Below are 11,785 nucleotides of genomic sequence, written 5' to 3' on the forward strand. Positions count from 1 at the left end.
GGTGACGGTCATCATACTAAGCACACAAAGTAGCCGGGATGTTACGGCGCGACGCACGTCGACTCAGTTTGTCCGGGCCGAAACCTGGCGCCCGCGGCAGCATCCGGCTCGAGTTCGGCAGTCACCGCGCCACCACCCCAAAGAGCGAGGGAAGGCTCTAGATGAAGTTCGTTCTTCGAACCCTGGCATTGATCGTGAGCGGCATCGTGGCCGTTGGACTGATCGCAGGATGCGGTTCCAAGTCTTCGAGCAGCGTCTTGCGGATAGGCGTGAGCGTGGCTATCGACTCGCTCAATCCATTCGTGTCGACATCGGACTACAGCAATGTCGTCTACCAGTACGTCTATCCGCATCTGACGGAGTACGACACCAACGACATGTCTCTGCAACCCTCGTTCGCGACCAAGTGGGAGGCATCGCCGGACGGTCTGGTGTGGACCTTCGACACCGTGCAGGGTGCCGAGTGGTCCGACGGTGAGCCTCTCACGGCACAGGACGCGGCGTTCACGCTCAACATGATCCGTCAGTTCGAGGATGGGCCGACCGGGAAGCTCGCCGGCTTCATTCGCAGCCTGACCTCAGCCAGCGCCGAGGGGGACACCTTGACCTTGACGTATTCGGCGCCCGTCTCGAACGTGCTCGCCCAGATGCAGCAATTGCCGATCTTGCCCGAGCATGTGTGGTCGCAGTACGCGAATGGTGACGGCAAGTCCATCACGACCTTCCAGAACGAGGCTCCGTTGGTCTCGGGGGGTCCGTTTGCTCTCACCGAGTACAAGAAAGACCAGCTCGCGATGTTCTCGCAGAACCCGAAGTGGTGGGGCGAGACAAAGCCGCAGATCTCCGGTTTCGGACTGCAGTTCTTCGCCAACTCCGATGCGATGGTGACCGCGTTGCGCACCGACCAGGTCGACATGATCGGCGCGAGCACCCCGGCCACGGCGGTTCCGTCGATCAAGGAGGCGGGCTTCGAGGTGGGCACCGCGCCCGGGTCGGGGTTCTACAACTTCATCATCAACACCAACCCGAAGAAGAACCACCCCGAGCTGCTCAACCCTGAGGTGCGCAAGGCCTTCGAGTATGCGATGAACCGGGAAGAAATGGTCGGGACCGCCTGGCTGGACATGGCCACGTCCGGATCGACGATCGTCGCCCCGGCCACTGGCTGGCACGACAACTCGATCACCGGGCTGCCCTACGACGTGGCCCAGGCCAACGCCATCTTCGACGGCCTGGGTTATGCAAAGGGACCGGACGGCATCCGGATCGCCGGTGACGTTCCGATGTCCTACGAGGTGATCTTCCCGACCGACATCAACGGCGCCGGTGACCGGATGTTCCAGATCATCCAGAACGGGCTTCGCGAGGCGGGGGTGCGGCTGGAGATGCGCAAGATGGACACCGATGCCGCGACCGCGGCAATCCTGGGCCCCGACAACACCTACGACGAATTCGACCTCGCCATGTGGACCTGGATTCCGCCGGTGGATCCGGACTTTCAGCTCAGCGTGCTGACGTGCGCACAGTGGGGTAACAACAACGACAGCGGCTACTGCAACCCCGCTTACGACGAGCTGTATGCGGCTCAGGGAATTGCCCGCGATCGCGCTGAACGTCAGGACATCATCAATCGGATGCAGCGGATCGCCTTCGACGACCGCCCGTACATCGTGTTGCTGTACCAGAACGTGATCGAAGCGCATTCGCCGAACTGGACCGGGTTCCAGATGTCTCCGCTGGTCGGCTCGGTGAACAACCTGTCGACTCAGACCCTGCTCGAGGTTCACCCTGTCAAGTGATGGACGTGGCCATGTTCTGCTGCTCCCCGGATGACCTCGGCGATGTGCTGTCCGGTAACGCTCCCACCGAAGTGGTCGTGGGGATGTTCGGGGCCCGCAGCGGGCGCGGCGCCGATCTGATCGGCGCCGCACTCGGCATCGACTGTGCCGCGTTTGCCGCCGCCGACCCCGGCTTCGACGGTGAACCCGGCGCGCGCGCAACCGTGCTGATACCGGGCTCCTCGGGCGCGCTGCGGGTGACGTTGGTGGGCCTGGGCGCAAGCATTGTGGGTTCGGCGCCGCTCTTCGAGGCGGCGGTGAGTTCGGGTGCGCGGGGCGCCGTCGTCTCGACGCTGGCGCTCGAGGACCGTGCTGCCCTCGGCGCCGTGGCGCAGGGGCACGCGATCGGTTCGTGGCGGTATCGGCGTCCGGACACCGCGGCGGATCCCACAAGTGTGACGCTCGTCGTGGACGGTGCCGCGGGCACCGACGTGACGCTGGCCCGGGCGGCCACGGTGGCGCGGGCGACGGCGTGGGTGCGCCAGCTGACAGAAACGCCACCGAATGCATTGCGGCCCAGAGAGTTTGCCAGTGAGATCGCCGACTTTGCCCGTGAGTTGGCCGGCGGTTCGGTGGTGGTCGAAACATGGGACGCCTCGCTCTTGGCTCAGCGGGATTTCGGCGGCACGCTCGGAGTCGGAGCCGGAAGCGCCGAGGCTCCCCTGGTGGTGGTGTTGCAGGTATCCGGTGATGGGCCGTGGACGGCGTTGGCGGGCAAGGGGATAACGTTCGACTCCGGTGGGGTGAACCTCAAGCGGGATCTCGGCGAGCTCAGCTGGATGAAGTCGGATATGGCCGCGGCTGCCTCTGTGGCCGCCGCGGTGATCGGCGCGGCAGCGCTCGGTACCACAGGTCCCGTCACCGCGATCCTGCCCGTGGCGGAGAACATGCCTGGCGGCCGGGCGCTCCGGCCGGGTGACGTGGTGAGGCATCCCGGTGGGCGCACCACGGAAGTCCTCGACACCGACTCCGAGGGCCGGTTGGTGCTTGCCGACGCGCTCGGGTGGCTCGCCGCCCAACATCCCTGCCGCATCATCGATGTGGGCACACTGACGGACTCCGGAGGTGTCGGGCACGCATTCTGGGGCTGCTGGGGGACCTCGGATGCGCTGACCTCGGAACTCACCGCTGCCGGTGAGCGCGCCTTCGACCGGGGTTGGGCGTTGCCCTTGCACCACTCCTATCTGTCGCGGCTCGCGTCACGGGTGGCCGATGTCGCCAATGCGCCTGTCGGCGTTCCGGATTCGGGCCAGTTGGCGGCCACTTACCTGCGCACTTTTGTCGGTGACGTGCCCTGGGTGCACATCGACAACGGGTCGGCGGCTTTTCTCGAGGATGCCGCCTACCCGTGGCCTGCCGGCCCCACCGGCACGCCGGTGCGGGCTCTCATCGAGTTGCTGGCGCCAGAGGCGCCATAATTCAGCGTTGACAACATACTTAGTATAATAAGTGCAACTGCGTTGGTCAGTTCATCTAGAGGAAGAGCATGTCCATGACGACGTTCGACACCGCTTACGCCGAGCGGACCACGGCCACCAAGGCCCTCTACGACCGGGCACGCCGAACCATTCCCGGCGGCGCCGGGAGCACCGCCCGCCTGCCGCGCAACGGCTGGAAGCCCTACCCGCTCTTCATGGCCGAGGGCCAGGGATCGCGGCTGCGGGATGTCGATGGCAACGAGTACATCGACTACCTGCTCGGCCTGGGCCCGATGATCCTGGGCCACCGCCACCCCGAGGTGACCAAGGCCGTCACCGACGCGATCTCCGAGTACGGCACCTGCTTCGGCCTGCCATATGAACTCGAGATCGAGGCGGCCGAGAAAGTTGTTGCCGCCGTCCCCGGTGTGGAGCAGGTCCGGTTCACCAACTCGGGTTCCGAGGCGGTGGGAACCGCTGTCCGCCTGGCCCGCGCAACCACCGGCCGCCGGCTCATCGTGCGCTTCGAAGGCCACTATCACGGCTGGCAGGACACGGTGTACTGGTCCAACCACGTGGATCCGAAGCTCGCCGGCCCGGCTGACCGGCCGCGTCCGGTGGCCATGGGGCCCGGGGTGCCCGCCGAACTCGAGAGCACATTGGTGGTTCTCACTTGGAACGATCCCGAGAGCTTCGTCAAACTCATGGAGGAGCGCGGTGAAGAAGTGGCCGCGGTGCTGACCGAGCCCGCCGTCTTCAACACCGGCTGCATCCTGCCCGAGCCCGGGTATCTGGAGCTGTTGCGCGAGCAGACCACCAAGTACGGCGCGATGCTGATCTTCGACGAGGTCATCACCGGCTTCCGGTTTGCTCGCGGCGGCGCCCAGGAATGGTTCGGAATCCGTCCGGACCTCACCACCTACGCCAAGGGCATCGGCGGAGGCTTTCCCGTGGCGGCGGTCGCCGGTACGACGGAGGCGATGAAGCTGGTCGCCGACGGGACCTACTCGCACTCCGGCACCTACAACGCCAACGTCGTTCAGTGCGCTTCGGTCTCGGCGACCATGGACGTCCTGGCCACGCCGGGGCTGTATGAACGGCAACGCGCGCTGGGCGACCGACTCGGCCGCGGGCTCAAATCCCTGGCCGAAGACAAGGGTATCGACGCCTACGTCGAGGGCATCGGCACGGTGTTCCAGTTGTGGTTCACCGATCGCCCGATCAGGAACTGGCGCGAGGCGGCGGCCAATGCTCGCGAGGATGTGTTCACCCGTTGGTACCAGGAGATGGTGGTACGAGGCGTACTGTTCCACCCGCTGCAGTTCGAGAACCTCTTCGTCTCACTGGTGCACACCGATGCCGACATCGACGAGACGCTGAACGCGGCCGAGGCTGCGCTCAGTGTGGTGGCACGTGAGTTCTAGCCGTCCGTCAAAGTGTTGAGGGAGGCCAAAGCCGGTGAGTGACAATGGGTTCCTGGCGATCGGAATCGACCTCGGGACCAGCAGCCTCAAAGCGGTCGCGGTGCGGGCCGACGGCCGGTGTGTGGCCCGGGCGCGGGTGGAGTATCCGACTGCACAACCTGAACCCGGTGCCGCCGAACAGGACCCCCGAGATTGGATCGGGGCCTGTCACCGGGCACTGGCAGAGCTTGCGGCGCAGACCGAGCCGGCCGGCTGGCGCAGCATCGCACTCTCGGCGATGCTGCCGACGCTGGTCAGCCTTGATCGTGAGGGTCGCCCCATCGGCCCGGCGATCACCTGGAAGGACGGCCGAGCCGAGGCCGATGGCGACCGCATCGCGGCGGCCATCGGCCCGGCCACCCTCTACCGACGCACCGGGCAGCAGTTCGACGGCCGCTACCTGCTGGCGATGCACGCGCGACGGGTGGGTCTCGGACTGCCCGCGGAGTCGACCGTCGCCGGCGCCAAGGATTACCTGTTCTGGGTGCTGACCGGGGAACTGCTGACAGACCCGAGCACCGCCTCCGGGTACGGCGCCTACGACCTGTACGACCGCACCTGGGATGCCGGCATGCTGGCGGCAGCGTCGGTGACACATGTCCCGGACATCGTGGCCTCGCACGAATACCGGCCGCTGCGTGCCGAACTCGCATCCGAATGGGGCTGCCCACCCGGCATCCCGGTGCTGGTCGGGGCGGCTGACTCCGTTCTCGGAGCGTACGGGCTCGGGGTGCGCAGCCCGGGTGCAGTCGCCTATATCGCGGGAACCAGCAACGTCATCCTCGGCTGGTCACCGACCGTGCACACCGACGACGCCGGGCGCTTCCTGGTCACCCCCATGGCCGACGACGGCTTCGGGCTGGAGATGGACCTGCTCGCGACGGGTTCGGCGGTGGATTGGATGGCCCGGCTACTCGGAATCCCGGGAGGATCGTCCGCACTGGCCGATCTCGCGGCTACCGCACCCCTGGCATCGGCCCCGCTGATCCTGCCGTACTTCTCACCTGGTGAGCAGGGCGCCCTCTGGGACTCTCGGCTTGTCGGTGCGATCGAAGGATTGACGCTGGGCACCACGCCTGCCGACCTCGCGCGCGGGTTGATCGCGGGGATCGTGCTCGAGTCCCGTCGGTGCATCGAGGCACTCGAGGAAGCATCACCGGCAGCTGATTCGCCCGGACCGATCCTGATGAGTGGTTCGCCCGGACCAATCCTGATGAGTGGCTCGGGCGCGGCCGCCGAGATCTTCAGGCGCGACCTCGCGGATGCCACCGGCCGTGCCGTGCACTTCGATCGGCACGAGCGTGACCACTCGGCGGTCGGCGCCGCACTGCTCGCCGGGCGTACCTCGCTGGGGTGGTCCGACACCGAGACCGCAGCCGACCGACAACCCGACGTCATCGCACCCGACTCCCTCCGTGCTGAGGAGTGGGCACAACGCTTCGTCCGTCACGACGAGGCCTGCCGAGCACAGCAAGCGAGACAAGCCCGATGATCCCTACGAGTCCACCGGAGCACACCGCCTTGACAACATCGCGGACCCCGTCCGATCTCGATCTGTCGCTGTATCCCGAAGGGACGACGCTGGATTCCGACCAGAGTCTGCTCATCGGTGGATGCCGAGTAGCCAAGCTGGCCGAACAGCACGGTACCCCTGCATATCTCATCGACGAGGGGGCGCTGCGACGCACGGCGCGCACCTATGTCGAAGCATTCGCCAGCCGTCACCCCCGGTCGCTCGTGTTGTTCGCATCGAAGAGCTTCCCGTCGGCGTCCATCATCGGAGTGTTGGCGCAGGAGGGGTGCGGTACCGACGCCGCGGCGGCGGGGGAACTACGCCTGGCCGTCGCCGGCGGTGCGGATCCCAGCCGAACGGTCTTCCACGGCAACGCCAAGACCGACGAGGACGTGCGGACGGCGGTGGATGCGCGGGTCCGTTACATCGTCATCGACAACCTCGACGACGTCGAACGGATCGCTCGGATTGCGACGGCGCCGGTGCCCGTCCTCCTGCGGGTGAGTCCGTCACTGGAGGCCAAGACACACGCGGCGATGATGACCGGACACGATGCGTCCAAGTTCGGGATCCCGCCGGATCAGGTCGAAGACGTCATCCGGGAGATCCGCAGCGAGCCCCTGCTGGATCTGCGGGGCCTGCACGCCCACGTGGGATCTCAATTGCTCGACCTGGGGCAGTTCGAGGCCGCGGTGACCGCGCTCGCGGAATTCGAGCGCTTCGGGGTATACGACTTCGGTGGCGGCCTGGGGGTGCGGTATGTCAGCGCCGACACTGCACCCTCGATCGACGACTACGCCGACCGGTTGGTCTCGGCGGTGCACCGCAAGCTCGGCAACGACGTCGAGTTGTTGGTGGAACCTGGGCGTTCGATGGTGGCGCGCAATGGAATCACCGCTTACCGCGTTGTCACCGTCAAGCGTGGGGTGCGCACCCACGTGGCCATCGACGGCGGGATGGGCGACAACCTGGAGGTCTCGCTGTACGGGCAGGCGTTCCAGCCCGCAATCATCGACCGCAGTGGACCTGTCGAGACCGTTGACATCGTTGGCAGGCACTGCGAATCTGGTGACCGGATCGCCGAGCAGGTGGAGGTGGTCGCCCCCCGAGTCGGGGATCTGGTCACGGTCCCGGTGACGGGCGCCTACTGCTACACGATGTCGAACAACTACAACACCGCCCTGCGCCCGCCGGTGGTGTTCTGCCGCGACGGTGTGTCCCGGGTTGCGGTCCGCCGCGAGACATTCGACGACTTGCTTCGACGTGAGCAGCTGATTGGCGGCGAATGAGCGATTCAGCGCGCGCGGTCGTTACTGCGATCGCCGAGCAGTGGGCGGTACCCGGTGGCGCCGTTGTTGCCGTCGACCGGCACGGCGAGGTGTTCTCCCACGTGTTCGGCCGAGCGGACCTGCGGGCGGGCGATCCTGTCGAGCCGCATCATCTCTTCGAGATCGGTTCCATCAGCAAGATCTTCACGGCAATCACGATCCTGCAGCTCGCCGAGCAGGGGCTGGTCGGACTGGACTGGCCGGTCGCGAGGGTCCTCGACTGGCTTCCCGAGCCGATGCACGCCGAAGGGATCACGATCGGACGGCTGCTCAACCACACTGCGGGACTCGTCGCGAGCGTGGACGCGCTGCCCGACGAGATCGGGCAGGCCAGTGTCTATGCGGGACAACCGTCGTCGGCCCCGCCGGGCAGTTTCTTCCACTATTCGAACCTGGGTTTCATCCTGCTCGGGTTGGTGGCCGCAAACGTGGCGGGGCAGCCGCTGACCACCCTGGTGCAGCAGCACATCCTGCTCCCACTCGGCATGGCCGACACGGTGTCTCGGGTGACGCACGACGATTATGCGGCGCTGGCACGTGGTCACCAGCCGCTGCACGACGACCGGCCGTGGGTCCCGGGAGACCCCTTGGTGAACGCCCCCTGGTTGGAGGTTGCCGGTGCCGACGGCAACATCGCGGCCACGGCGTCCGACCTCGGCCGGTTCGCCCGCATGCTGTTGGGGCGGGGCACCTTGGGCCACAACAGGATTGTGAGCATGGCGGCCTTCGAAACCATGTTGTCCACGCTCGCCCCCGAGGGTGAAGACGTGCTCGCGCTGCACGGTGTTCCTACCAGCGATATCAGCCGGTACGGGCTCGGCGTCAACGTCGAAGAGATCAACGGTCGTGTTGTCCTGACACACGGTGGCGGGATGGTCGGTTACGCATCGTTCCTGTGGGCCGATCTCGATGATGGTCTGGCGGTGTGCGTGGTGACGAACGCCAACGGTGACACTCCCGTCGCCGAGGCGATGGCGCGTGGCGTCGCGGCAGAGCTGAGCACTCCGGGTCGGGTCGACACAGATCGAACCGACCCGGGTTGGTGGGATGCACATCTGGTGGACGAGTCGGGGTGTATCGGCGAATTCTCCTCTACCGAGGCTGAATTCGGGTCGACGGAGCCGTCCACGTCGGTGCACGTCTCGATAGCTGCCCGTCGCGGAGATCTTGTTCGGCTGATGGTGTCCGGCGGCGGCGACCAGGCGCCGCTGGTGCGTACGTGGGGGAGTCGCGCGGTGACGACGTTACCGCTGCTGAGGCGCTACGCCCTCACGTTCGAGGATGGGCGCTGGATCTGGGGGCCGGAAGTGCTCACCCGAGACGGCTCCATCGCTGTCGAGCCCGCCGACCAGGCCGAAGGGCTGACGGCATTGTGTGGTCACTACCGCTCGTATTCACCGTGGTTCACCAACTTCCGGGTGGTGCTTCGGGCCGGTGGGCTGGTGCTCATCGCGGCCAGCGGTGTCGAAGCGCCCGGCGAGGATATCGACCTGGTGCAGGTCGGGCCATCGACATTCCGCATCGGCACCGATGATCGGCTACCGGAACGGATCACCTTCGGTCCGGTGATCCGCGGTGTTGCCGCCTGGGCCGAGCGGGACGGCTGCAGATACTCGCGCGCGTTCACGCAGTGATCGCGGGGCGCGCCCTCTCCGATCAGCGGAAGCGCACGTTCAAGGTCGCCAGACCGAAGATCTTGCGGCCTTCCGACTTCGCGGCGACCAGGACAACACCGGTGCGCGTTGCCGCGTCCAGAGACTTGATCTTGCCACTGAATTCGATATCGCAACCTTCGGTGGCCGGCACGATCGCGGGCTGCGACAGCCGCACCGCATATCGGGTGACGGCACCCGGGTCTCCCGACCAGGCGGAGGCAAAGCCGGCGCCCAGTCCCATGGTGAGCATGCCGTGGGCAATCACGTCGGGCAGCCCGGCCAGTTTGGCGATGCTCTCGTCCCAGTGGATCGGGTTGGCATCACCGGCCACCCCGGCGTAGTTCACCAGGTCGCCGCGAGACAGCCGGGTGTGGTGTACCGACAACTCGTCGCCGACCTTGACGTCCTCGAAGGACGGCGTCCCCAGGGGACGGGTGGCGTCGACTTCGGCGATCCGGACCTCACCCGCCGGGCGCACCGTCTTGTGATACTCCGATTCGCCGATGGCCATGATGTTGACGTCGTGCATCATCGCCTTGTGCACAGCCGTCATGGTCGCCGGATTGAGGTCCTCGGCGGTGACACCGACAACGGTGGTGTGCAGAGTGTGCACCCGCTCGCCGTTGAGGTCGGTGAAGGTGTTTGTCACCGTGATCAGGTCGCGGCCGGCAATCCGGCGGACCGCCGTCAGCTCGACGTCGATGCGCAGCTCGTCGCCGGCAACGATCGGGCGGTGCTGCTCGAACACCTCTTCGGTCTGCAGGTAGGTGTCATAACCGACGACAACCTCTTCGAACATGCGACGGTTGCACGTCATGCCGGGGACCGAGGTGAACGTCAACGGCGCCACCAGGCCCGAGTAACCCAGCTCAGCGGCCGCGGCAACATCCCAGTGCGCGGGGTGGTAGTCCTGCACGGCCCGGGCGTACTCGCGTACCTTCTCGCGGCCGACCAGATAGCTGTCGGCCATCTCGTAGTAGTGACCCACCCGCGACTCGAGCGGCGACGCCTCTGATGCTGCAGTCATGAATTCGGCTCAACTTTTCTATCGGCCTGTTCGCTGAGGCTGACCAAAGCACCCTAACGCGCCGCCGGCGTGGCCCTCCAGCCGTGGGGTGCCTGCTGAAGCGGTCCTGGGGCAACCTGGCCGATTCCGCTCCAAAACACCTGGCAGCGCGGCGGCGGGCCTCGTAGGGTCTCCCCATGACCGATTTCGGCCGCATCGTCAGCGCCAGCCGTGATGTCTTCGCCCCCGCCGCGGCGATCTTCGAGCTGATCGCCGATCCGGCGCGGCAACCGGACTGGGATGGCAACAACAACCTGGCCGAGGCTGCGCCGGGACAGCGGATCCGCGCCGCCGGGGAGGTTTTTGTCACGACGCTCACCACCGGTGCACAGCGACACAACCACGTCGTCGAATTCGAGGAGGGGCACCGCATCGCGTGGCGACCCGCAGAGCCGGACAGCCCCCCACCAGGGCATCTCTGGCGGTGGGAACTGGAGCCACTCGGCGACGATCGCACCCGGGTCACCCACACCTATGACTGGTCGCAGTTGACCGACCAGGCGCGGATGAAGCGCGCCCAATCGACCACCAGTGCCGCCCTGGCCGGGTCGCTCGACCGGCTCGCCGAGATCGCCGAGCGGGACTGAGCGCCGCTACTCGATCACGCCGCTACTCGATCACAAAGACCGGGATCTGCCGATCGGTCTTGGTCTGGTACTCGGCATACGGCGGGTACGCCGCGACGGCCAGCTTCCACCAGTGGTCACGCTCTGCGCCGTCGAGCTCGCGTGCGGTCCCGGTGGTGACCTTGTCGCCGTCCTGAACGGTGACCGACGGGTTGGACTGTACGTTCCAGTACCACGACGGATGCTTGGGGTCGCCGCCCTTGGACGCGACCATGGCGTAACGGCCGTTCTCCTCGACACGCATCAGCGGCACATAGCGTTGCTTGCCCGACTTCGCACCGGTGGTCGTGAACAGCACAACAGGCCGATCCAGGACCTCTACTCCGTCGGTGGTGCCCTGCTCCAGGATGCGTTTGGTCTGCTCGCGGACCCACTCGGTGGGGCTCAACTCGGCATTCTCGGTCATGGCGGGCTCAACAAATCGGGCCCCGCGGTTATTCCCGACGCAGACGTTCGGGGCGACAGGTTTGAATTTCTGGCTACTGCGGTACCTGTGACTGCATACGGCAGCCAGTGCCGCGACTTCGACTACTGACTCAGGAGATTCGAGATGGAAATGCTGACGGCCGCCGACGTGCTGGCACGTTCGACAATGACCACCAGCGTCGGCTGGATTGGCTACATCATCATCGGTGCGCTTGCCGGGTGGATCGCCGGCAAGCTCGTGAAAGGGGGCGGCGCAGGCATCCTGATGAACATCGTCATCGGCATCGTCGGTGCGCTCATCGGCGGGTTCCTCTTGAGCTTCTTTGTCGACACCGCCGGCGGAGGCTGGTGGTTCACGCTGTTCACCGCGATCCTCGGGTCGGTGATCCTGTTGTGGATCGTCGGCAAGTTCCAGGGTGATCGCGCGTCACGCTAGCTGCTGTGAGACAACG

At 66.2% G+C, this 11,785-nt stretch carries 10 protein-coding genes; 8 read left to right on the forward strand and 2 right to left on the reverse strand.

What is annotated here, in order from left to right:
- Nucleotides 1–275: 275 nt before the first annotated feature.
- The 6 genes from WBB07_RS06300 (at nt 276) to WBB07_RS06325 (ending at nt 9,194) form a co-directional block, all read left to right on the forward strand.
- Nucleotides 276–1,799 carry an ABC transporter substrate-binding protein gene (locus WBB07_RS06300; RefSeq protein ID WP_526305817.1) on the forward strand — a complete coding sequence of 508 codons (1,524 nt, stop codon included), beginning with the start codon at nt 276–278 and terminating at the stop codon, nt 1,797–1,799.
- The gene (locus tag WBB07_RS06305) at nt 1,799–3,256 is read left to right on the forward strand and encodes a leucyl aminopeptidase family protein (protein WP_526305819.1); all 1,458 of its coding nucleotides are present in this window, start codon (nt 1,799–1,801) and stop codon (nt 3,254–3,256) included. Before WBB07_RS06300 ends, WBB07_RS06305 begins: the two co-directional genes overlap by 1 nt.
- Before the next feature lie 74 nt (nt 3,257–3,330).
- On the forward strand, nt 3,331–4,680 hold the full coding sequence (locus tag WBB07_RS06310) for an aspartate aminotransferase family protein (protein ID WP_526305821.1): 1,350 nt from the start codon (nt 3,331–3,333) through the stop codon (nt 4,678–4,680).
- Nucleotides 4,681–4,714: 34 nt separating this feature from the next.
- Nucleotides 4,715–6,211, forward strand: coding sequence for a xylulokinase (locus tag WBB07_RS06315; protein ID WP_526305823.1), 1,497 nt, complete (start codon nt 4,715–4,717; stop codon nt 6,209–6,211).
- Between the two features lie 29 nt (nt 6,212–6,240).
- Nucleotides 6,241–7,521, forward strand: a complete 1,281-nt coding sequence (lysA, locus tag WBB07_RS06320) for a diaminopimelate decarboxylase (protein ID WP_526305825.1) — start codon at nt 6,241–6,243, stop codon at nt 7,519–7,521.
- The gene (locus WBB07_RS06325) at nt 7,518–9,194 is read left to right on the forward strand and encodes a serine hydrolase domain-containing protein (protein ID WP_526305827.1); all 1,677 of its coding nucleotides are present in this window, start codon (nt 7,518–7,520) and stop codon (nt 9,192–9,194) included. The genes lysA and WBB07_RS06325 overlap by 4 nt, the downstream gene beginning before the upstream one ends.
- Nucleotides 9,195–9,216: 22 nt before the next feature.
- Here WBB07_RS06325 and WBB07_RS06330 read toward each other — a convergent pair whose 3' ends face one another.
- Nucleotides 9,217–10,242: a fused (3R)-hydroxyacyl-ACP dehydratase subunits HadA/HadB gene (locus WBB07_RS06330; protein ID WP_526305829.1), complete on the reverse strand. Its 1,026-nt coding sequence runs from the start codon at nt 10,240–10,242 to the stop codon at nt 9,217–9,219.
- Between the two features lie 176 nt (nt 10,243–10,418).
- On the opposite strand from WBB07_RS06330, the gene WBB07_RS06335 reads away from it, so the two are divergent.
- On the forward strand, nt 10,419–10,868 hold the full coding sequence (locus WBB07_RS06335; RefSeq protein ID WP_526305831.1) for an SRPBCC family protein: 450 nt from the start codon (nt 10,419–10,421) through the stop codon (nt 10,866–10,868).
- A 22-nt stretch (nt 10,869–10,890) separates the two neighbouring features.
- On the opposite strand, the gene WBB07_RS06340 is transcribed toward WBB07_RS06335, so the two are convergent.
- Nucleotides 10,891–11,313 carry a nitroreductase family deazaflavin-dependent oxidoreductase gene (locus tag WBB07_RS06340; protein WP_526305833.1) on the reverse strand — a complete coding sequence of 141 codons (423 nt, stop codon included), beginning with the start codon at nt 11,311–11,313 and terminating at the stop codon, nt 10,891–10,893.
- A gap of 144 nt (nt 11,314–11,457) precedes the next feature.
- Between WBB07_RS06340 and WBB07_RS06345 the strand changes: the two genes are divergently transcribed.
- Nucleotides 11,458–11,769, forward strand: coding sequence for a GlsB/YeaQ/YmgE family stress response membrane protein (locus WBB07_RS06345; protein ID WP_526305835.1), 312 nt, complete (start codon nt 11,458–11,460; stop codon nt 11,767–11,769).
- Nucleotides 11,770–11,785: the final 16 nt, after the last annotated feature.

It is taken from the genome of Mycobacterium sp., assembly GCF_049647605.1.
Classification (GTDB): domain Bacteria; phylum Actinomycetota; class Actinomycetes; order Mycobacteriales; family Mycobacteriaceae; genus Mycobacterium.

Excerpts from the sequence above, each read along its gene's own strand:
- WBB07_RS06305 (WP_526305819.1), top strand. The coding sequence starts at position 1,799 with ATGGACGTGGCCATGTTCTGCTGCTCCCCGGATGACCTCGGCGATGTG.
- WBB07_RS06325 (WP_526305827.1), top strand. The coding sequence starts at position 7,518 with ATGAGCGATTCAGCGCGCGCGGTCGTTACTGCGATCGCCGAGCAGTGG.
- WBB07_RS06330 (WP_526305829.1), bottom strand. The coding sequence starts at position 10,242 with ATGACTGCAGCATCAGAGGCGTCGCCGCTCGAGTCGCGGGTGGGTCAC.
- WBB07_RS06335 (WP_526305831.1), top strand. The coding sequence starts at position 10,419 with ATGACCGATTTCGGCCGCATCGTCAGCGCCAGCCGTGATGTCTTCGCC.
- WBB07_RS06340 (WP_526305833.1), bottom strand. The coding sequence starts at position 11,313 with ATGACCGAGAATGCCGAGTTGAGCCCCACCGAGTGGGTCCGCGAGCAG.
- WBB07_RS06310 (WP_526305821.1), top strand. The coding sequence starts at position 3,331 with ATGACGACGTTCGACACCGCTTACGCCGAGCGGACCACGGCCACCAAG.
- WBB07_RS06345 (WP_526305835.1), top strand. The coding sequence starts at position 11,458 with ATGGAAATGCTGACGGCCGCCGACGTGCTGGCACGTTCGACAATGACC.